Origin of the sequence: Streptomyces kunmingensis, from assembly GCF_039533535.1 — a bacterium.
GTDB lineage: Bacteria > Actinomycetota > Actinomycetes > Streptomycetales > Streptomycetaceae > Streptomyces > Streptomyces kunmingensis.
On sequence record NZ_BAAATS010000031.1, the window covers coordinates 1 to 19,914 of the forward strand.

A 19,914-nucleotide genomic window follows, 5' to 3' on the forward strand; every position below is an offset into this window, starting at 1 on the left:
ACATGCTGGCACCGCCGCAGCTTCCGCACCCACAGAACTAACGAAAAACTCAGTAGTGGGCGTTTCATCCTGATGTTTAATCCCGACTCGCGCGCTTTGGGATGTTCTAGGCGCCCCGCCAGGTAGGCGTGGAATCGCCGGTGAGGCGGCGGGCCATCAAGTCGATCATCCGGAGCTGGATGAGGGCGGCGGAGCGGGCGGGCAGCGTCTCGTAGTCGCGGGCGAGCCGGCGGAACGTCATGATCCATCCGAAGGTGCGCTCGATGGTCCAGCGGCGGGGCAGCGGGGCGAAGCCCCGGCTGCCCGGAGCGCGCTGGACGACTTCGAGGGCGATGCCGAGCCGGGCGGCGTGCTCGATGCAGGTGGTGCGGAAGGCGTTGTCGGCCCAGAGCGTGCGCAGTAGGGGAAAGCGGGCGTGGGTGGTGTCGAGCAGGCGCAGGCCGATCGCGCTGTCGGAGGCGTCCGCGGCCAGCACGAGGAGGGTCAGCAGCAGGCCGGTCGTGTCGGTGATCGCGCCGCGTTTGCGGCCGACGATCCGCTTGCCAACATCGGTGCCCTGGCCGCTCAGGGGCACGTTGGCGGAGGTCTTCACGCTTTGGGTGTCGATCGCGCCGGCGCTGGGCTGGCCGTCGCGGCCGTCGGCCTCGCGGGCCAGGCGGTGCAGCAGGCCGTGCAGGCGGTCGATGACGCCGTCGGTCTGCCAGTGCGCGAAGTAGCCGTAGACCGTCTGCCAGGGCGGAAAGTCGTGGGGCAGATAGCGCCACTGGGTGCCCGTGCGGTCCAGGTAGAGCAGGGCGTTGAAGATTTCGCGCAGCTCATGCAGGCACGGTGGGCTGATGTCCAGCGCACTGCGGTGGCGCGCGGCCCGCCAGTCCTCCAGCGTCGGGCCGATCAGCGCCCACCGCTCGTCCGAGAGGTCGGTGGGATAGGGCGGTCGCGGTGTCATGGTGCAGGCGTACCGCGGCACCTGGACGGTGGCCAGGACCGTTCAGGTGGGCCGACGGCCCAAGGACATCGTGGGATGAGACAGACCGGGAGGCGTGAGACGGGCATTCGGGGCGGCTCGAAGGTACCTCCGGATGACCGGCGCACTACACGACTCGGCACTCACGGAAGTAGCGGCGAACAGATAACTCATTTGCTCCCAATGGGAGGCCAAACACCCACTTAGAGGTGCTAACACAAAGACGGCGGGCGCTCGTGGGTACGCTCGCCCGCTGAAGCAGCGACCGGTCCGGCAGTGTTCTGCTCCAGGGAGGGGGCAGACGTCGTGCCGCAACCATGATCGGTGAGAATGGGCGACGTCGGGGGACTAGAACGCGAAGCGGCGGGTGGTCGTGTTGAGCAAGTGGGCTGATTCGCGCGTGTTGCGGGAGTTCTTCGACGCGATCGCCGACAAGGACGTCCAGGCCACATCGGCCCGGTTGCCGGGGATCCGTGAAGGGGCTGCTTCCGGTGATCCCTCCTGCCACGAGGCACTCGGCGCTTTCGCCCTTGAGGTCGAGGGCGACCACTCCCAGGCGTATGAGCACCTGAAGGTTGCCGCCGACGCAGGCATACCCTCGGCCCAGCGTGGCCTGGGGCATCTCCTGGAGGAAGGAGACCGAAAGGATCACACGGCGGCCGCCGCCCTCTTCCGCAAGGCCGCCTACCAAGGTGATCCCTTCGCCCAGTACAACCTGGCCGGCATGTATTTGCGAGGCGACGGAGTTGCGCAGTCCGACAACAAGGGCCTCCGCTTCCTGGACATGGCCGCGCGGGGCGGCGTGAGTGAGGCCGCGGTCCAACTGGCCGACATCAGGCTGGCGCAGGAGGATTTCGCCGGGGCCAGGCGCACCCTGGAGCGGCACATCCAGTTGAGTGACGATCTTCCGCCTGCGTCCGCACTGAACTTCGCCGCGATGTGTTATCAGGGTGTCGGCGGCCCGGTCGACAAGATCAAAGCCATGGGCGGCTCGCTCAAAGCCGCCCAGCTCGGTGACCGCGACACCGGCCTTGGCTACGCCCGCACAGTGCTTGACGAGCTCAAGCTGACCAAGGGCGACATCCGCCAGGCCATCGAGTGGGCACACGTGGGTAACTGGGCCCTGAGCCTCACGCGATGACTTCCCCGGCCTCCACGGAAACCGCTAGCTCAAGGAGCGGAGTTGCCGGTGCGTGATGAGGCAGCAGGGGGTCTGCTGCACGATCGGGTGACATCTTGAACTGGCCTGCCCTGCGGGGCGGTGAGCCTCGACCGGATCAGCCGGCCTCCATCCAGATCGGCCGCAGCTAAAAACAACAGCTCTACGTCTGCCCAGCCTCACCCGAGCACCCCCACTCCGAGTTCGCCGGCTCCTCGGAATAGTCCCGCTACGGCACGGAGAAGCTGGTAGGGCGGGCCCCAAGTGGGCCCGCCCTACCAGCGATTAGCACGGCGTCTGCGCCGCCTGCTTCCTGTTACTTTTCCTTCGCAGCTTCCTTGAGCTTGGAGCCCGCGGAGACCTTGACGCTGTAGCCGGCCGGGATGTTGAGCGGCTCACCGGTCTGCGGGTTACGGGCGGTTCGAGCGGCTCGGTGCGTCCGCTCGAACGTCAGGAACCCGGGGATGGAGACCCTCTCGTCGCCCTTGGCGACCACGTCACCGACGTCCTCGGCGAGCGCGTTCAGGACGGCGTCCGCGTCCTGCGGGTTACCTTTGCGCGATCGGCAAGGGCTGCCACCAGTTCACTGCGGTTCATCTATGTGCTCCTGTGTTTTACAAAGGGTCGTTCCCGCCTGTGACCAGCGGGCTATCCATACGCGCCATGCTTGCACCGGCCACTGACTATCACCCAAACCAGGCCCCGCACGGGCCTACGAGCGGACATTCCTGGGGGCGGCAGTCACCTGCGGTCCGTCGGTGAGCAGATGTACTGAACGGTCGGTGTCCGAGAGGTCGTCCAGGACGACGTCGGCGGGTCGAGGGGGACTGGCCGCGGTGAGCTCTCCCCGTCCTTGTGTGTCTCCGAGGAGTGACTGCTTCGAGCGGTCGGCCGAGCCCACAAGGGACGCTCAGGCAACAACGGCCCCTGTGCGTACCGCGAATGCACGCAGTCCGGGCAGGTGCTGGGGCGCGTAGAGCATGTCGGCGGTGATGGCCCGCATGGCGGGGCGGCGGACTTCTTCGGGCGCGATGCGGTCCATGGCGCGCAGTGCGGCGTAGGCGCGCCGGTTGTCGTCCTGGTGGCGCCACATGCGCGTGCACTCGGTCCAGTACCGCGCGGCGCGTTCGGTGCTGGACAGGCGAGTGGGGTCGAGGCGGGCCGCATACGGGATCGCTTCGTCGGGCGTGCCGAGCGCGTTGCAGACGCTGATGCGGTGGTCCTGGTAGCTGAACTGCTCGCCCACCACGCGCAGCACCCAGCTGGCGATGGACTCGGTGCCGGCGTTGTCACGGATCATGGCGTCGGTCAGGGCTGCGTATGCAGCCAGCATGCTTATCAGATCACGCTCGGTGCAGCTGCCGTCGCCACGGTATTCGTTGCCGTAGGCCAGACTGACGCGGGCGACGTCGGCGAGAGCCCAGGGCGTGTACTTGCGGGACGGACTGTTCCACCAGGTATCGCTGTGCCAACGAGCCGACGCTGCAGCGATGACGGGCAGCAGAGCACTGGGACGCTGCTGCCGGACCCGCTGTACGTACTCGTGATCTGTGACCAACCGGTCGTAGAGAAATGCCGCCACTGATCAAGCGTGGCTGACCTGTCGCGGTTTGTCGCCATGTTTTGCCACTCGCGGCTCCGTGCTACCGCCCGACCGGTTCCGCTGCTCGCGCGGTGGACCGGACCACGATGATGCCCGGGACGGCAGGTCGACCGTGGCCTGCCGTCCGTCCGCCGGTAGGCGGTGTTCACTGGCGCGCTCGGGAGAGGTTGCTGCCGCTTAAAGGCCGCAGAGGGAGCCGAGTACCGTCACCCCGCGAGCCTGTCGATCCCGGTCTGATCTCAATACGTGACAGAGGCCCAGGCCCCGGTCAGCACCAGATCCGCGGCAGAGACGGTGTCCCCCACGACCACCCACGCCTCCCGGTCCTCTGGTACAGGGCGGGGGACTACCGCGCGGTCGGGAACTAGAACGCCGAGCTCGTCCCGGAGTTCGCCCGTTCGGACAGGGAGGTAGTGCTGACCCTCGCTGACCACGCGGTCATAGAACCGGTCTTCCTCGTCGGCCTCCGGGCCGGGCGCGGGGGGCTGGAAGCGCAGTAGCGGAGCCATGGTAGCCCCGATTTTTTCTCGCGCCCTGCGAGTTCTGGCAAATATCACAAACGGTGATAAAGCGACTCTTCCCCACCAGAAGAAGAACCTTGCATTCCGGTGTATTGCATGATCTGATTGCGGTTCGGGGAAATCGGAACACTTAAATAGGGGACGAGAATGAAACTTTCGAGTAAATTCAAGTTCAGCGCCATGGCAATGACCGGAGCGGCGGTGCTCACGCTCGGCATGGCTCCCACGGCTCAGGCCGACACGTCCGGCCCGTTGCGGATTCCGAGCGCCAGCGGCAGCTCTCCGGGCTATGTCGAGTGGAACCCGGATCCGTACAACGGAATTCCCGGCGACTCGATGAGAGTCTGCGACACCAAGGAAGACGGCTGGGGAATAACGGCAAAGCTCCGCAAGGATGACGACGGTCAGTACAACGACCGAACCGTCACCACTCGCGGCCACAATTCTCCGTATTGCAGCCCCTGGGCCTCCGGGAACCTTCCGGAAAACACAATCGTGGGCCTATGGGTGTTCATGGCCAAGGAGAACTCTTCAGGCAGCTACGAATACTACGCCGTCAACACCACGGACTATTAAGCCAGGGACTTAATGGCAGCTGTCCTCCGCGGGTGCTGACGATTGGCCGTGGTCTTGTTCGGGTCTCAGTGAGGCACACTCCCTCAATGCCGCTCGAGTCGAGTGATCGCCTCGGCGAGCGGGTCCCGGCCGGTCATGAACTGCGCAGGCGGAGCGAAGTCCTCGTCGAAGGACGCGAGGTAGGCACCGGGCTCCTCGGACAACGCTCGCAGGATCTCGGTGGCGGCGTTGTCGGCCGGATCCTCGGCCATCGCAGCGCTGGCGCGGATCCCGAGGTGAGGGCTGTTCAGCCATGGCCGGGTGTCGCCGCCGAGGCCGCCGAGCGCGATGAGGTAAGTGGCCACCTCACCGTCGCGGGTCGCGGCACGAGTCTTCTGCTCGACCCGCGCAGCGAAGGCCGGCCTCTGGTCCGCGACGAGGGGATGGCAGCTCAGCATCGCCAAAGCGGCGGCGAGCCAGCCCTGCCAGACGATACGCGGATCGTCGAAGTAGCTCAGCACTGTCTCGACGAGGCGCGGAATCAGTGCGAGGCAGGCGAGTTCCGATTGCGCCCGCACGAGGTCGTGAATGCCGGTGCCGTCCTCCCGCAGCCCTGCGAGCTCGCGGCAATCCGCCGCCGCGTATGCGGCCGACCAGGCTTGGATCTCGTCGGCGCGAGGTGGGGCCGGAGCGATGCGGCACGGGGTCGATGCCGGCTGCGTGGAGGATCTCCCAGACTGTGGACGGGGCGATCGGGTAGCCGAGGCGGGCGAGTTCGCCCTGTATCCGGCGGTGTCCCCATCTGCTGTTCTCCCGGGCCATGCGCAGGATGAGCTGTTTAACGGCGGGCGCGGTGGAATGTCTGCCGGGGCGGCGGTTCCGCGTGAATGTCCATTTCCTGGCGATGAGTTGGCGGTGCCAGGCCAGCAGTGTGGTGGGGGTGACCGAGAAGGCCTGGCTCCAGCGCTCGCGCGGGACGAACCGCGAGAGCGCGGCGAGCCAGATCCGGTCTGCGGGCTCGTAGCGGACGCGGGCGATCTGACGGCGCAGCACCGCGTTCTCATGCCGCAACGCGAGGACCTCAGCGTCCTTGGCCATGCGGCTGCGCAGTACGGCAGAAGGCACCTTGATCAGGTTCCGGACCAGGGTGGTGACGATCGACAGCGACATCGAAGGATCATCCCAGGCGCCATTGAGGCTGTTGCCCCGCGTGGAGAAGCTGCAGGCCAGAGCCGGAATCGTATTTCCGAGCGGGACAAGATAGCGGGTGCCAGCTGCGGTCTGGTCACTGATGGTGCCCTCGAAGGGCACGTCGGGGGTGGCCGTGAAAGCCGGGGTGGGCAAGGATCGCGGCCGCGAGGGCCTCAGTCATTACCGGGGCGGGCAGCACGTCCTCGCCGTGCGGCGCGGGGGGCGCAGAGTGAGCGCCCAGCCGTTGCCACCGGAGGTCGTGAAGACGACCGTGGGGTGCGCGCCGGTGGTGTCCGTGCGACGCCGCCGCCCGCGCCGTAGAGGACTTGGCGCAGGCCATTTGATCCCGCTACCAGCACGAGCCACCGTCCGGATGGGCCAGCCGACAGCACGATGGCCCCGTGCACCGGGGGGCTGGCGAGGCGTGCGGTCCGCAGGTCCCGGACGCACCATGAAGACATGCGCCCGCTTCGCTCCTCCACCGTCGGCATCGTTGCCGAACTCGCCGTGGACCGCTACAGCAGGGACAACCTGAAGCTGCTGTTCATGCAGGTCGGACTCGGCCGATACCTACCGCACGACCCCTTCAGCAAGGCAGGGTTGGTTACCGACACGGTCTTGTCGGCCGAGCGGGATGCCGAAGGCGACGACGAGGTGGTGCAGGGCCTGCACGAGTTCGTTCGGCTGGTGGCCGCGCGCGTCGCCGTGTACGCCGAGGCTCCCGGCCCCGAATACGGGGGCCTGGAGACAGACCCAGCGTGGAAGCGTCTGGGGGAGGCCCTGCGCGCCGACGGGTACGACCCGCGCTACGAGGACCGCGCGGTTCGGCTGCTTCCCATGGACGAACCCCACGCACCCCTCAGCGCGGAGGTAACAGAACTGGAGGCCGAATTTCAACAGCTCGGCATGACCGCGGCGCTGACCCACTACAAGCAGGCCACAGACCATCTCACGCGTGAGCACTACGAGAGTGCGAACGGTGCGCTGCGCAGCATGGTCGAGGCGGTGGTGTGCCAGATCGCCGAACAACAGGGCCGCCCCTGGGAGAGGCAGGGCCAGGGGCAGGCAGCCCTTCAGTACCTGATCGACGAGACCAAGGTTCTCCCCAGGGGGCAGGGAGGGAATTTCGTGCGCGGCCTGTGGGAGATCATCCAGACCAACGGGCCCCACCCGCGAACCACCACCGCCGGGGAGGCCCGGTTCCGCTTCCAGGCGGGCACAGCCTGCGTCCGCTGGACCTCGGTGGCGTCCAAGCGCAGTTGAACGTTCTCGGCCTGGGCGTAAGCGAACACGTCCTCCAGGGTGCGCAGTCGCAGGCCAGGATGGTCCGGGACGGCGAACCCCCGCTCGGCGAGCAGGCGGCGGACCTCCTCGACGGCCCGGGTCACGGTGGAACGGTCCACGCCGTAGAGCAGGGCCAGAACCGAGTGCGGCAGGTCGTGGCGCAAGTGGATCAGTGTGGCCACCAGCCGGTCCACGAAGACCAGCCGGTGCCGGGCACCAGCACCCGGCGCACGCTTCCGCTCGCCGCCGCCTCTGGCCCGGAACCGGCGCCCCTCGACCCCGACCACCCACGGCCCGGCCAACTCCGCTACTAGTGAGGCGAGATGAGCCCTCGAGACGACTGTGAACAACGGATGCGTGAGTACCGAACGGTCAGCCATACCCCTCACCAACAGAGCATGCCCACCCGCTATCACGCACCAACTCGTAAGACGTTGTCCTATGTGGTGAGGCGGAGTGATCGCTTGTAGCAGCACAGGGCGGCTGCGAGACCGAGGAAGCCCAGGTAGTTGGCAGGGTGACGCTCGTAGCGGGGGCTGAGACGGTGGTAGCCGTACAGCCAGGACAAGGTCCGCTCGATCACCTACCTACGGCGTCCCAATCGTTCGCTGGATTCGATGCCCTTGCGGGCGATCCGGACGCCGATGTGCTTGCCCCATAGCCATCGGCGCAGGTGGGGCGCGTCGTAGGCCTTATCTGCATGGAGGCGCTGGGGTTTGAAGTAGCGGCCGCGATGCGGGTCGTGTTGCGTTTGGAGTCCCGCCACCATCGGCTTCAGTCCCTCACTGTCGTGGACGTTCGCCGCGGAGATCCCGACGACCAGGGGCAGTCCGTTCGCGTCCGACAGGATGTGCATCTTGGTACCCGGCTTACGCCGGTCCACGGGGCTCGGACCTGTATGTTCACCCCCTTTTGAGCGTGGACGTGGGCAGTGTCGAGCACGACACGGGTGACATCGATGAGGCCGGCATCGTCGAGGCGGTGCAGCACGGCCTCATGCAGCCGACCCCAGACACCGACTCTCGACCAGATCAGGAACCGCCGATGCGCGGTCGACTTCGAGATCCCGAAGCACGGCGGCAGCCGCCGCCAGGCGCATTCGCTGACCAGCACGTAGACGATCGCGGCGAACAGCGTCTCGTCAGGCCTATCCGGCGTCCCGCCGCCCTGCGGGCGCAGCCTCGACGGCGGGATCAACGGCTTCGCTATCTCCCACAGCCCGTCCGGAACGATCCAACTCCACGTCCCTTGACCCATGTTGGGGTTCTACTCCGCCTCACCACATAGGACAACGTCAAGTGGCTGTTGTCGTTCCGATGTTGAGGGGCGGGCGTCGAACGGGAGTCTCGATCGGGTAATCGCGGCTGGCTGCGGGCATGAGAACAGGGCCTCTTGGTAGCTCGGGGTTGCGAAGCCGACCGAGATCCAGGGGACCCTGTTGCCGCAGTTGTACGTGCTCGCGCCGGTGGAGTCCAACTCGGCCGCCCTGTCGTGTGATTGTGTCGCTCGCCGGTTCGGGAATGCGGCCGATCGCCCCGAGCGTGTTCGACGGTGTCCCTCGGACCTGACGGACGCGGAGTGGGCCGTGGTCCGGCCGCTGCTGCCGGTGCCGGGCTGGATGCGGGGTCGGGGCGGGCAGCCGGAGGCGTACTGCCACCGGGCGATGCTGGACGCGATCCGCTATCGCGTGGACAACGGGATCAAGTGGCGGGCAATGCCGGTCGACTTCCCGCCGTGGGACCGGGTCTATGCTTTCCTCCGCCGCTGGCGCGACCACGCGCTGGGCGAGGAATTCCACGACCGGCTGCGCGGCCAACTCCGCGAGAGGGCGGGGCGGGATGCGGAGCCGACGGCCAGCGTGATCGACTCGCAGTCCGTCAAGGCGGACGCGGTCGTCGGCGCGGACAGCCGCGGCTTCGACGGCGGCAAGCTGATCAACGGACGCAAGCGGCACGTGGTGGTCGACACCCTTGGCCTGCTGCCGGGTGTGATGGTCACCGCCGCCGACATCGGCGACCGCGCCGCCGCGACGGTGCTGCTCAAGCGGGTGGCCGATGCCCACCACCGGCTGGAACTCGTCTGGGCCTACGGCGGCTACACCGGCAGCCTCATCGAGCACTGCCTGGCCGCGCTCGCCCTGGTCCTGGCTATCGTCAAGCGCAGCGACGCCATGCGCGGCTTCGTGGTGCTGCCCAAGCGGTGGATCGTCGAGCGTCTCTTCGCGCACTTGATGCGAAGCCGCCGCCTGGCACGCGACGTCGAGCGCCGCACCACCAGCGCCGAGGCGATGGTCCACTGGTCGATGACCATGCTGATGACCCGGCGTCTGACCCGCTCACGCCCGGCGCGAGGGTGAACCGGCCCGCCGCCGGCTCGGCCAGCCAGCCCCGCGCGACCAGGCGTTTCGCCTTCGACCGCAGCGCCTCCACCTTGGTCGGCACCACGTCCATGCCGAAGGCGGAGGCCATCTCTTGGCAGGTCAGCGGCCCTTGACCGAGACGGACCCGATCCGCGAGCACGGCCAGGATGCGCTGGTAATCCGCCGACAGTGCCGCCTGCGCCAACCCCTGTCGCCACACCGGAACCTGCGACTTCGCCCTCGTCACCACCGGTGGTGACGCCCCCCGCCTCGACTTTTGTCACGGCACCGTCTGGCACGCCGGTGACCACCGCGTCGGCTGAGTCACCGCCCGGCGCCGACAGCACCGCACCCACCCGCTCGCGGGCGATCGTCCACTCCAGCCACTCCTGCTCGGCCGTCGCGAGCTCAGCCTGAATGCGGTCGGCTTCCTCGCGCAGCCCGTCCACGCGACGGCGGGCGGCAAGCTCGTGCTGTTCCAGGAGTCCGACAACCGACGGCATGCACGACCTCCACAGAAGCGACGAAACGACGATCCATCACTCCCACCCGGACGTCACTTCTACCCCTGAGCAGCGAAAACGCAGTCGTCATGCACGGAAAGACAACAACCTCTAAGCAGTGCATCGGCGACCTCTCCAGCCCCGAACTCACCGCGGGCCAGCTGATCGGCGTCCCGGAGATGGCCGAGCTCGGCGGCATCCGCGCCCGCCGAGGCCCATAGGTAACCGCAGCCCACCGAAGAAGGGCCCCTGCGCGCCGTAGCGCGGGGGCCCATCTTGCGTCCACGCACCCTCCGCCCGGCCCCGGACACCGACCGGAGCCTTGGCGGCGTGCGTGATCATCTTCGCCGTGGCAGCCAACTGCCGCCCCAAGACGGCCCCGTCGTTGTCGCCCGGCACACCGCGATTGTCACGGCGCGGGGGCTCGGGCAGGCTTCCGGCGGGCTAGGCCAGGACGTCGAGGCAGCCCGAGCACGCTCGCTGAATGGCCTGCAGGTCCGCTCGCGCGGGGCCGGCACTTCCGTCGTGGACGGCTGCCTGCACCTTCGCCTCGATCTCGGCCACCACCTCGTCGGGGAGGAACGGCAGGCCGATGCGGCGGTAGCCGGTGTCCACGGGCGTGGACAGGCCGAGCTTGACGGCGTCCCAAGCCCGCAGCGCCGCCGTCTGCTCGTCGGCGTGGCCGCTGCCCGCCTGCCGCTCGCCGCGCAGTCGCCGGATCCAGGGCTTTGCCGTGCTCGTCGTGCTGCGGTTGCGTGCCTGCTCGAGCTCGTCGAGGTCTCTTAGCAGGGTCTGTGTGTCGGTGTGGATCTGCGTGCACAGCTTCCGCGCCCGGGCGAATGTCTTGTGGGTGACCACTGCGGCGGCCACCACGAGCGTAAGGCTGGTGGAAATCAGAGGTACCGGGTGCGCGGCGACGAGTCGTGCCCCCAGAAAGGCCATCATGGCGAAAATGCCGGTAACGTTCGCCAGCGCCCGGAAGACAGCCGCTCGCTGGATACGGCTCGCGAGCCGCTCCAGGACGTGGTCCTTCGGCTCGGCGATCCGCGACAGGATCGTCAGCGCGATGTAGATCAGTGCCAGCGAGAGCGCGGCCTGCCGGTAGTTGACCGGCCGCGCCGTGCCGTCGAGGACCTTGACCAGACTGGCGATCGGGCCGGGCACCGCGAAGCTCCCGACGATGAACAGGATCAGGAAGATTTTGAGGACGCCTTCACGGAGATGGTTCGCCTTCAGGTAGCGGTTCAGGGCCGGTATCCCGGAAATCGCCACCACCCATCCGCCGATGAAGAAGACCTGGTCGAGCACCCGATGGCCGTCCCGGAAGAGCAGGTCACCGTACATGATGCTCGCGAACCCGAGGGGAATCAGAGCGAGTTGTTTGTAGGTGCGCACGGCGCAGACCGTTGTCATGGGCCACACTGTGGGAGACCGCGCAGGTTGGCCGTGCTGATTTGAGGTAGGCCAGAGGGTTCCGGCGCCGTACGACGGTCGTCTCACGTTCCCGCCCGCGCCGCGCCGCTGCTCCTGCAAGATGGCGCCATGCAAAGCGAGCGCGCAGAAACCTACGCCAAGTGCACCACCGACCTGGAGATGGCCCCCACCGCGGCCGCGGCCGCCGGGGCCTTCGACACCGCCTTGACCAACAGCCTGGCGGCGATCGTCGCCCACGAGTGGCCCATCCAGCTCGCCTACACCGACGGGCGCATCAAATCTGCTTCGGCGCTGCTGAAAGTCGTCGAGGACGCGGAGGAAGCCATCGCCGACCCTGGGCAAGCCGGTGTCTTCGTCCTGCCGGACCCCGAGCCGGACAAGCCCGCTGCCGCCCCGGCCGGCACACCCTGGCCCTGGATCGAAGACGTCCCACCGTTGCCACCACTCGTCACCCGCATCAACGTTGAGACCCTGCGCGACGGACTGCGCCGCACACAGCCGGTCCGCCACGCCAGCGGCACCGGCGCCCTGGAACGCCAGCACATCGACGCCCTGCTAGCCCTGGACGACCACATTGCCTTGCGGTGTCTCAACTCCGAGCACGCCGACCGGGCCTGGGAGGAGGCTAACGACGCCGACGCCCATTCCCGCGCTCGCGCCGCCGCCCTGCTGCTGCGCATAGGCGATGAGGAAGCCGCCCGGCGCGCCCAGACCGCAACAAAACTCCACACGCCCTACCACCCCAAGCACAACCCCGAGGGCCTCGACCTGCAGCACTGTCCCGTCTGCGGTTACGAGTCCTTCAGTTCCGACCATCAGGATGACCACGGCATGGGGGTCGGCGTCGGCCAGTGCCTGGTCTGCCACTATGAGCGCACTGCCGACACCGCTGAAGAAGAAGCCCAGAGCCGAATTTTCACCATCCGCTGGGCTGACTGAACCCGCCAGGAGTGGCATGTGCTAAGACCAAGTGCGGGGGCCGCCGAGGGTGGTCAGCGAGTCCCGGGCCTCCTTGTGCTTCCCGCCGACGCGGGGGTGGTCCGGCCATGCGCGACCTGGTCAGGCAGCGCAACGCGTGCTCCCCAGGCCGTCGAGGCTGCGAGCACGCTGCACAGCTGGCGCGCAAGGCCGGCGACCGGACCGTGGAAAGACTGGCCCTGCAGCACCTCGCCGGGCCCCGGGTCGACGCCGGACAGTGGCACCAAGCCCTCACCACCGCGGACCAGACCCTGGCCTTCGACGACCGACCGGACTCCGCCGACATCCCCGCATCCTGCTGCTCATCGTGAAGGGCGAGGCCCTGCTGGGGCTTGGGAACGAGGCAGAGGGCATCTCACAACTCGACGACGCGGCCCGGGAAGCGGGAATTTACGGCTACGAGGACGGTGCGGTGCGGGCACTCGCTGCCCTGCTGCGGGCCACGGCTGGCGCGGAAGTCAAGGCACGCTACGAAGCAGCACTCGCACGGCTCTCGACACCGACATGAACTCCACCGCACCGCACCGCGCCCCTGCACCTCGTGATCCGCGCTGTGCGGGCAAGCGGTCGGCCTCCCGCACCGAGCCGTGGCCCCTACAGAGGCCTGCCGGACGGTCATCCGGCAGCCAGTGACACGTACGACCAACAGCCGGGCGATGACGAGTAGCGCGATCGGCGTGTGACCGGTCGGCGCAGCGCAGCAGCCTGACGGCCCGCGAACAGGGGAGACCCGCCATCGGCCACGGGGACCGCCTCCGCATCGACGTCCATCCCATGCAACACCCGCGCGAAGCGGGCGGGTTCACGATCCCGCGATGCTGGACCATCGAGCCCAGCATCGGCTGGCGCACGCACCACCGCTGTTGTGCCCGCGACTACGAGCGCCTTGCGCACAACCCCGAAGCCATGATCCATCTCGCGGTGATCGACTCGTGGCCCGCCGCCTCACCGGCGAAGCCGCCCCCAACCGGCGCAGCGCCTCAACACAGACCGCACCCCACAGGCCGGAACACTCAGTTCACCGGACTGGATAGGTCCCTCACCGGCCGAACTGCGGCCGAACCGGGCGGTCGGGTTGACCGGCCGGAGGCTGTGCAGCCTGTGGTGACCGCGCTCGGCGTCCAGGAATGCCTGCAACGGGACGGTCCGATTGCCCGGCTTGGCCCGTTGGAGGGCGAGCACCGGCAGAAGTATGACGGGGTGTATTTCTGCAGGTGCAACTGCCTTGGGTGCACGTGCCGCCGGCGGTTGAATCAGCAGGTCTGCTCCACCAACCCCCTGCACTGCTTCGTCACGCAGGACAGGCACGTGAACCCGAGGAGAGAAACGTCATGCTGTTCAAGAGACTCAAGGCCGCAACGATCGCGGCCGCCGCCGTCGCGAGTGTCGCGGTGGTGGCCACGCCGGCCGAGGCGAGCAACTGCTCGCGCGGCGGCGGCGTCTACATCTGCGAGCACGGCGTCACCACCTACAAACTGCCCAACGAAAGGAAGCAGGAGTTCGTCGTCGGCACCGACTCGGCGGTGTGGACCCGCTATCAGACCAACTCCAGCGGGAAGTGGAGTGGCTGGCAGTCCATGGGCGTGGGCGGAGAGCCGGTCGGCGGCCCCGTAAGGGCCCTCGACTACGAAGTGTACGGAAACGAACCCAGCGATCCCTGGACCTTCAGGGTCTATTACTTCACCCCCAGCGGAGATTACTGGGGCCGCAACCGCGACCACGACGGCAACTGGTCCCCGTGGCATGAGTACGAACTCCCGCTCAACGGTTGATCACCGTGTCCGTCCGTGTGGCACGGCCGGCCGGCCCCACCGCGGCCCCACGACGCCATCCGCCGCAGTGGACGTCGCCGTCGCGTGCGCCCGGCTGGGCCGTCCGGTGGGCCGGTGCTGACGCAACGGTCCCCGGATGCCCCTTGGGCGGCTGATCGGCGGCGGCGCACGGTCGTTTCGCGGTGATAGGTGGGACGCCTGGCTCTGCGCCCGTGTCTGCCGGTGGATGAGACGGCACGAAACCGCCAGGACTGACTGCAAAGTGCGGGCTCGGCTACGCCCAGTTGTGTTCGACGAGCGGGGCCGCGCCGTCGAGGTAGCCGCGGAGTCCGGCTTCGGGGTACTCGATGATGTCGTCGGGCAGTTCATGCACGGTGAACCACTCGAGAGCCCGGCACTTCTCGGGCTCCCTGTTGACGGGGTCACCCTTCCACTGCGTGGCGACGAAGAAGAAGCCGATGCGGGTCATCTCGTCGTCCTGCCGGTGGTGGACGACTTGAACGAGCCGAAGGTGATCAGGGGCGACCTCCAGGCCGGTCTCCTCCCACAGCTCGCGCGCGGCGCCGACCGTGATCTCCTCGCCCTCGTCCAGCTTCCCGGACGGCATGTGCCAACGCCCCTTCCCGTACGGTCCACCTCGCTGCGAAAAGAGGATCTTGTCGCCGTCGCGGACGATCACTTGGGTGTCGATGACCGGGTGCGCCAGTTTGTCGTGACTCATGATTTCCGGGGGGTTGGAAGGACGGGAGGGCACAGACACGTTATCCGTCGGAGGGTGATCGCTTCGGCGATACGGCCAGCGACCGCCGAAGGCGTGACGGCTGAGTATGTAGACGAGTTCCAGCAACGTGTGTCGTTCAGTGCAGACAACACCAGGAGTTCGCGGGGAACGGTGTTGATGAGTTCCAGCAACACCCGGGGGCTTGCGGTGGGAGCATGGGGGTTGCTCCATGTCACTGGGGGCCGCCGATGACTCCGAAGTCGAGGACCGATCTGTACGCGGCGATCCGCCGTGACCATCATGCCGGGCTGAGCAAACGCGCCCTGATGCGCAAGTACGGGGTCGGTCATCCCACGGTGCAACAGGCACTGAAGTCCGCGTGGCCGCAGCCGCGGAAGAAGCTCCCGCCGAGGCCGACCCGGATCGATCCGTTCAAGCCGCTGGTGGATGAGATGCTGCGGGCGGACCTGAACGCGCCGCGCAAGCAGCGTCACACCGCCAAGCGCGTCTTCGACCGGCTGCTCGATGAGCATCACGCGGACGGCATCTCCTACGGAATGGTCCGCGCCTACGTCGCGGTGCGCCGGCGCGAGATCCGGGCCGAGGCCGGAGTCGGCAGTGCCGAGGTGTTCGTGCCGCAATCGCACCGACCCGGCCAGGAGGCCGAGGTCGACTTCGGAGACGTGACCGTGCGCCTGGCTGGGCAGAGTGTGGTCTTGAGCCTGTTCAGCCTGCGCTTGTCCTACTCCGGCAAGGCGGTGCACCGCGTCTTCGCCACCAGCGGCCAGGAAGCGTTCCTGGAAGGGCACGTCCACGCCTTCAGCGTGCTGGGCGGTTATGTGGGTGACAACTCTTCCGCGATCTCGCGCTGCCGGTCAGGATGGTCGCTCCCGTCGAGGAGCTGGGATGGCCTGGCAGCCGCAGTTGGTACGAAGCGTCGATGCCGCGGGCAACCCCACGGCATCTCTCGGGCACACCCTGGTCGACGACTATCTGGAGTTCGTGGCGGCACGCTGTCGGCCGAACACCCTGCTGGCCACCGCCTACGACCTGAAGGTCTTCTTCTCGGTGGTGCCCAAGGAGCCCGCCGACGTCGTCACCGCGGACGTCTTCGCGTTCATTACCGCCCAGAAGAAGCCGAGGCGGGGACCGAAGGTCGTCCGACTCGAAGACGGTGAGGCGGGGCTCTCGGCTCGGACTATCAAGCGCCGGCTCGCCAGCATCTCTGGGCTGTTCGGCTACCTGATGACCCGCGACGACCTGGCCGTTAATCGCAACCCGGTGCCGACGGGGCTGGCCAACCGCCGCCGCAGCGGCAACCGTGGGGCACCGCTTATGCGCACGCCCCGAACCCTCCCACGCGTTCTCGGCCCGGCTGAGGTCGAAACTGTGCTCGGCGCCGTGAACACCGCACGGGATAGGGCCATGGTCCTTGCGATGCTGCTTGGGGGACTTCGCCGCTGCGAGGTCCTCGGCCTGCGGCTGGGCGACCTCTCACCAGGCGAACGTCGGGTCTTCATCAGCGAGGGCAAGGGCGGCCACCAGCGCCTGATACCCGTCTCCGCACAGTTCTTCAGCGCGGTCGGCGACTACCTAGATCGTGAACGTCCGCCCGTCAGCCACGACCGGCTGTTCGTGGTGTTGCGCGGGCCGACCCGGGGTCGGCCGCTGTCCGCCGACGGCCTGGACGAGATCCTCGACGGCATCCGGAAACGGACGGGGCTACCGAAGTTGACGTGCCACCAGCTACGGCACACCTGCCTGACCCGGTTGCGGGAGGCGGGCATGGCCCTGGAGGCGGTACAGGCCCAGGCCGGACACCGCTCCATCGAATCGACCAGGATCTACATCCACCTGGCCAACAGCTGGCTCGTCGAGCAGTACCTCCAGGCGAGTGCCGCCATCGACGCCGATCGGGTGGAGGACTGATGCGCCGGGCCCGCGCCGCCGCCCTGCCGATCGTGCAACCGGACCTGGTCGAGCACTACCTCGCCCACCGGGCCGCGCAGGGCATGAACACCGACCACAAGGTCCGCTGGGGAGCCCGCACTCTGCTCGCCGCGGTGCCCGACCTGGCCGACTTCTGCTGCTTGCCGCTGGAATGCCGGCTCGCCTTCAACCACGAGACCCACCGGTTCATCAGCTGGCTCTCGGTCACCGGACGTCTGCAGCCCGGGGCGGACTATCTGGTCGCCCGGCGCCCGCGACTGGGCATCGTGCTCGCCCGCACGGCGCCGGAACTGCACCTGCGGTTCATGGAAACGGCCCGCACGCTCGGCTTTCGCGACACGGTGGCGATGACCCAGTTCAACCTGCTGGCCCACTTCGTCGCGCTGTTCGGCAAGCCGCCGCACGAACTGCAGCAAAGCGACTGGGACGAGGGACGCCGTTTGCTGTTGGAGGCAGCCCGCCGCATCCCCAACCGCGGGGTCAAGGCCCTGTCGACCGCGCTGTTCAACCTGGAAGCGACCCTGTTTCACTGCGAGTTGACCGACCAGCTCCCACGCCGGCGCTCCCCGGACCACGCCGACATGCGAGCCCAGGAGTGGTCCCGAGTCCCGGCCGCGATGGCCGACACGATGCAGCACTTTCTGCGGCAGATCGCCGGAACGATGCGGCCGGGCACCGTGAAGAACGCCGAGCTGACGCTGCGGGAGTTCGCCCTCCTGGTCGCAGCCGAAGACACGGACGTCACCTGCGTTGCTGAGCTCAAGCGGCGGCACGTCGAACGCTATCGGCAGTGGCTGCTGGAGCGGCCGGCCGCCCGCGGAGGACCGCTGCACCGGCACACCGTCCGCGACCGCCTCAGCAAACTCCGCGGCTTCTTCCGCCGCCTAGACGAGTGGGACGCCGCCGACCGGCCACCCCGCCAGCTGATCTTCGACAGCGACTTCCCGATCGCAGACGAACCACTGCCCCGTTTCCTGGACGACGCCGCGGCCGCCAAACTGCTGGCAGCCGCCCGCCAGGACCCCGATCCGTTCGCCCGGCTGGCCATCGAGATCCTCGCCCGCACCGGTATGCGCCGCGGCGAGATGCTCGGCCTCACCATCGACGCAGTCGTGCAGATCGGCTCCGCCTACTGGCTCCGTGTCCCGGTCGGCAAGATGCACACCGACCGCTACGTTCCCCTGCACCCGCAGCTGAAGACGATGCTGGACGACTGGCTGCTGCACCGGCCCGAGGGCCTGCGCTCGAACCTGCTGTTCACCGACCACGGCCGCCCTGTCAACGCCTCTCGCATCGAGGCCGCGGTCCGCAAGGCCGCCCAGCAGGCCGGACTCGGCCGGGTCACCCCGCACCAACTGCGGCACACTCTGGCCACCCAGGCGATCAACCGGGGCATGTCCCTGGAAGCCATCGCCGCACTTCTTGGACACCGGTCGCTGTCCATGACACGCGTTTACGCGAGGATCGCCGACCGCACCGTCGCCGACGAGTACTTCGCCGTCTCGGAGAAGGTCGAGGCACTCTACGACGCCCCGCGCCAGCTGCCGGCCGACGCCGAGGGAACGGAGATGGCCAAGCTCCGCCGGGAGATGCACCGTCGGATGCTCGGCAACGGCTACTGCGCTCGCCCCGTCGAGATGGACTGCCACTTCGAGTCGATCTGCGAATCGTGCACGTTCTTCGTCACCACGATCGAGTTCCGGCCCACTCTCGAACGCCAGCGAGACGACGCGGCGGCCAAGGGACAGGTCGCTCGCGAGCAGATCTTCGACGGACTCCTCAGCAGACTCGATGGAGATGCCTCCTGACGTGCCTCAGTTGCTGCGACGCCAAGATCTCCCATCGCGATAGCGCCACCAGTACAGCACCGTGCAGTCATCGGGCCATGGGGCATCTCTTTCGCCCCGGCGCTCGAAGACGTCGCGCTCGAGGTCGATGGGGCGCCAGTGCGGATCTAAAGGCTCGTCGTCCCGAGGTGGTCGGACCTTGGCCACGAATCGTTCCTCAGATGCGCCGAACTGCTTGAAGTTTGCCTGGGCTTCGATCAACGAGGGCCTGTTGGCTCCGCCAGCCCAGTCGGGCCAACGCAGCTGCACGCGGTCGTCCTCCCAGAAGCACACCGAGCAGATCTCAAACGAGCCCGGTGGCTCGCCGAGAGTCCGGTGACCGCAGCACACACACGGATAATTGATCACGGCTGTCATCCTGCCTCACCGCACCACGGAGCCCCCAGTGAGTTCTCCAGGGCTTGACATCGAGACCCGCATATTAGAGGTGTCCCGGCCGGGCAGATCCGCTATGACAACCTCTCTCCGGCGGTCTCCCGAGTGATCCACAAGAGCCGGTCACGGGACGAACACCCCAGGTGGACGGAGTTCCGACAGCACTTTGGATTCACCCCTTTCTACTGCGAACCCGGACTCCGCGGCGCCCATGAGAAGGGTGGAGTGGAGGGGCCGGTCGGCTACTTCCGCCGCAACTACCTCACCCCCGTCCCCCGAGTGGGCTTTCTGGAGGAGCTCAACGGGTCCTTCGCCGAATTCGAGCGGGCGGAGGAGGACCGGCGGATCGGGATGCGGATCCGCACCATCGGCCAGGACTTCGCCCACGAGTCCGTGCTGCTGATGCCGCTGCCGCAGCATTCCTTCGAGACCGGCGTCGTGTTCACCCCACGGGTGGACCGCTACAGCATGATCGCGGTGAGGGTCTGCCGCTACTCGGTTCCGACCCGGTTCATCGGCCGCACCGTCCGAGTCGTGCTCCGCTCCAGCGACCTTGTCGTCTTCCACGGCCGCACCGAGATCGCCCGCCACCCCCGCCTCACCGCGAAGGGCGCCGAGCGGGTCGTCCTGGACCACTTCCTAGTAGGACTCCGTTAGGTCTGTCTCGGTCGTGGTGTGGTGTGTGACCTGCTGGGCAG

18 protein-coding genes and 5 pseudogenes are annotated in these 19,914 nt (G+C 67.7%); 11 read left to right on the top strand and 12 right to left on the bottom strand.

What is annotated here, in order from left to right; translation table 11 throughout:
- Positions 1–106: 106 nt before the first annotated feature.
- Positions 107–946 (bottom strand): IS5 family transposase, encoded by an 840-nt coding sequence (locus ABD366_RS35710; RefSeq protein ID WP_324767665.1) that lies wholly within the window; start codon positions 944–946, stop codon positions 107–109.
- Between the two features lie 394 nt (positions 947–1,340).
- Between ABD366_RS35710 and ABD366_RS35715 the strand changes: the two genes are divergently transcribed.
- Positions 1,341–2,105, top strand: a complete 765-nt coding sequence (locus tag ABD366_RS35715) for a tetratricopeptide repeat protein (RefSeq protein WP_324767664.1) — start codon at positions 1,341–1,343, stop codon at positions 2,103–2,105.
- Positions 2,106–2,439: 334 nt separating this feature from the next.
- Here the strand turns inward: ABD366_RS35715 and ABD366_RS35720 are convergent.
- Positions 2,440–2,720: pseudogene (locus ABD366_RS35720) on the bottom strand (HU family DNA-binding protein).
- A 313-nt stretch (positions 2,721–3,033) separates the two neighbouring features.
- Positions 3,034–3,705, bottom strand: a complete 672-nt coding sequence (locus tag ABD366_RS35725) for a hypothetical protein (RefSeq protein ID WP_324767663.1) — start codon at positions 3,703–3,705, stop codon at positions 3,034–3,036.
- A gap of 689 nt (positions 3,706–4,394) precedes the next feature.
- Between ABD366_RS35725 and ABD366_RS35730 the strand changes: the two genes are divergently transcribed.
- On the top strand, positions 4,395–4,823 hold the full coding sequence (locus ABD366_RS35730) for a hypothetical protein (protein WP_324767662.1): 429 nt from the start codon (positions 4,395–4,397) through the stop codon (positions 4,821–4,823).
- Between the two features lie 83 nt (positions 4,824–4,906).
- Here the strand turns inward: ABD366_RS35730 and ABD366_RS35735 are convergent, their stop codons facing one another.
- Together ABD366_RS35735 and ABD366_RS43640 are read right to left on the bottom strand one after the other, a co-directional pair.
- Entirely contained in the window at positions 4,907–5,380 is a 474-nt protein-coding gene (locus tag ABD366_RS35735) for a hypothetical protein (RefSeq protein ID WP_324767661.1), read from the bottom strand.
- 94 nt (positions 5,381–5,474) lie between these two features.
- Positions 5,475–5,972, bottom strand: a pseudogene (locus ABD366_RS43640) (integrase core domain-containing protein); the annotation flags it as partial.
- Positions 5,973–6,452: 480 nt separating this feature from the next.
- Here ABD366_RS43640 and ABD366_RS35740 point away from each other — a divergent pair.
- The gene (locus tag ABD366_RS35740) at positions 6,453–7,256 is read left to right on the top strand and encodes a hypothetical protein (RefSeq protein WP_324767659.1); all 804 of its coding nucleotides are present in this window, start codon (positions 6,453–6,455) and stop codon (positions 7,254–7,256) included.
- Here ABD366_RS35740 and ABD366_RS35745 read toward each other — a convergent pair.
- A pseudogene (locus ABD366_RS35745) lies at positions 7,234–7,657 on the bottom strand (helix-turn-helix domain-containing protein); the annotation flags it as partial. The gene ABD366_RS35740 and the pseudogene ABD366_RS35745 sit on opposite strands and share 23 nt — an antisense overlap.
- 59 nt (positions 7,658–7,716) lie before the next feature.
- A pseudogene (locus tag ABD366_RS35750) lies at positions 7,717–8,534 on the bottom strand (IS5 family transposase).
- Between the two features lie 208 nt (positions 8,535–8,742).
- Here ABD366_RS35750 and ABD366_RS35755 point away from each other — a divergent pair.
- Positions 8,743–9,633, top strand: a complete 891-nt coding sequence (locus ABD366_RS35755; RefSeq protein ID WP_344443152.1) for an IS5 family transposase — start codon at positions 8,743–8,745, stop codon at positions 9,631–9,633.
- Here the strand turns inward: ABD366_RS35755 and ABD366_RS43645 are convergent.
- Positions 9,593–10,139, bottom strand: a pseudogene (locus tag ABD366_RS43645) (hypothetical protein); the annotation flags it as partial. The gene ABD366_RS35755 and the pseudogene ABD366_RS43645 overlap by 41 nt on opposite strands.
- Before the next feature lie 89 nt (positions 10,140–10,228).
- Here ABD366_RS43645 and ABD366_RS35760 point away from each other — a divergent pair.
- Positions 10,229–10,360: a hypothetical protein gene (locus ABD366_RS35760; protein WP_324767658.1), complete on the top strand. Its 132-nt coding sequence runs from the start codon at positions 10,229–10,231 to the stop codon at positions 10,358–10,360.
- Positions 10,361–10,583: 223 nt separating this feature from the next.
- Here ABD366_RS35760 and ABD366_RS35765 read toward each other — a convergent pair whose 3' ends face one another.
- The gene (locus tag ABD366_RS35765) at positions 10,584–11,534 is read right to left on the bottom strand and encodes a hypothetical protein (RefSeq protein WP_344443149.1); all 951 of its coding nucleotides are present in this window, start codon (positions 11,532–11,534) and stop codon (positions 10,584–10,586) included.
- 147 nt (positions 11,535–11,681) lie between these two features.
- Here ABD366_RS35765 and ABD366_RS35770 point away from each other — a divergent pair, with 147 nt between their 5' ends.
- From ABD366_RS35770 to ABD366_RS35780, 3 genes are all read left to right on the top strand, one after another.
- Positions 11,682–12,512, top strand: coding sequence for a hypothetical protein (locus tag ABD366_RS35770; RefSeq protein ID WP_324767656.1), 831 nt, complete (start codon positions 11,682–11,684; stop codon positions 12,510–12,512).
- Positions 12,513–12,858: 346 nt separating this feature from the next.
- Complete coding sequence (locus tag ABD366_RS35775; protein WP_324767655.1) at positions 12,859–13,059, top strand: hypothetical protein; 201 nt, start codon at positions 12,859–12,861, stop codon at positions 13,057–13,059.
- Between the two features lie 823 nt (positions 13,060–13,882).
- Positions 13,883–14,323, top strand: coding sequence for a hypothetical protein (locus ABD366_RS35780; RefSeq protein WP_324767653.1), 441 nt, complete (start codon positions 13,883–13,885; stop codon positions 14,321–14,323).
- Between the two features lie 274 nt (positions 14,324–14,597).
- Here the strand turns inward: ABD366_RS35780 and ABD366_RS35785 are convergent, their stop codons facing one another.
- Positions 14,598–15,044, bottom strand: a complete 447-nt coding sequence (locus ABD366_RS35785; RefSeq protein ID WP_324767652.1) for an NUDIX hydrolase — start codon at positions 15,042–15,044, stop codon at positions 14,598–14,600.
- Complete coding sequence (locus ABD366_RS35790) at positions 15,041–15,859, bottom strand: hypothetical protein (RefSeq protein WP_324767650.1); 819 nt, start codon at positions 15,857–15,859, stop codon at positions 15,041–15,043. Before ABD366_RS35790 ends, ABD366_RS35785 begins: the two co-directional genes overlap by 4 nt.
- Before the next feature lie 91 nt (positions 15,860–15,950).
- Between ABD366_RS35790 and ABD366_RS35795 the strand changes: the two genes are divergently transcribed.
- Positions 15,951–16,973: a tyrosine-type recombinase/integrase gene (locus ABD366_RS35795; RefSeq protein WP_324767649.1), complete on the top strand. Its 1,023-nt coding sequence runs from the start codon at positions 15,951–15,953 to the stop codon at positions 16,971–16,973.
- Positions 16,973–18,802 (top strand): tyrosine-type recombinase/integrase, encoded by a 1,830-nt coding sequence (locus ABD366_RS35800; protein ID WP_324767647.1) that lies wholly within the window; start codon positions 16,973–16,975, stop codon positions 18,800–18,802. The genes ABD366_RS35795 and ABD366_RS35800 overlap by 1 nt, the downstream gene beginning before the upstream one ends.
- A 6-nt stretch (positions 18,803–18,808) precedes the next feature.
- Here ABD366_RS35800 and ABD366_RS35805 read toward each other — a convergent pair whose 3' ends face one another.
- The gene (locus ABD366_RS35805; protein WP_324767646.1) at positions 18,809–19,198 is read right to left on the bottom strand and encodes a CPCC family cysteine-rich protein; all 390 of its coding nucleotides are present in this window, start codon (positions 19,196–19,198) and stop codon (positions 18,809–18,811) included.
- A 243-nt stretch (positions 19,199–19,441) separates the two neighbouring features.
- On the opposite strand from ABD366_RS35805, the gene ABD366_RS35810 reads away from it, so the two are divergent.
- Positions 19,442–19,873, top strand: a complete 432-nt coding sequence (locus tag ABD366_RS35810; protein ID WP_324767645.1) for a Mu transposase domain-containing protein — start codon at positions 19,442–19,444, stop codon at positions 19,871–19,873.
- Positions 19,874–19,914: the final 41 nt, after the last annotated feature.

Bases quoted from the DNA above. Each gene is read 5' to 3' on its own strand.
- ABD366_RS35760 (WP_324767658.1), top strand. From the start codon at position 10,229: ATGCACGGAAAGACAACAACCTCTAAGCAGTGCATCGGCGACCTCTCC.
- ABD366_RS35785 (WP_324767652.1), bottom strand. From the start codon at position 15,044: ATGAGTCACGACAAACTGGCGCACCCGGTCATCGACACCCAAGTGATC.
- ABD366_RS35730 (WP_324767662.1), top strand. From the start codon at position 4,395: ATGAAACTTTCGAGTAAATTCAAGTTCAGCGCCATGGCAATGACCGGA.
- ABD366_RS35805 (WP_324767646.1), bottom strand. From the start codon at position 19,198: ATGACAGCCGTGATCAATTATCCGTGTGTGTGCTGCGGTCACCGGACT.
- ABD366_RS35800 (WP_324767647.1), top strand. From the start codon at position 16,973: ATGCGCCGGGCCCGCGCCGCCGCCCTGCCGATCGTGCAACCGGACCTG.
- ABD366_RS35710 (WP_324767665.1), bottom strand. From the start codon at position 946: ATGACACCGCGACCGCCCTATCCCACCGACCTCTCGGACGAGCGGTGG.
- ABD366_RS35795 (WP_324767649.1), top strand. From the start codon at position 15,951: ATGGCCTGGCAGCCGCAGTTGGTACGAAGCGTCGATGCCGCGGGCAAC.
- ABD366_RS35770 (WP_324767656.1), top strand. From the start codon at position 11,682: ATGCAAAGCGAGCGCGCAGAAACCTACGCCAAGTGCACCACCGACCTG.
- ABD366_RS35740 (WP_324767659.1), top strand. From the start codon at position 6,453: ATGCGCCCGCTTCGCTCCTCCACCGTCGGCATCGTTGCCGAACTCGCC.
- ABD366_RS35780 (WP_324767653.1), top strand. From the start codon at position 13,883: ATGCTGTTCAAGAGACTCAAGGCCGCAACGATCGCGGCCGCCGCCGTC.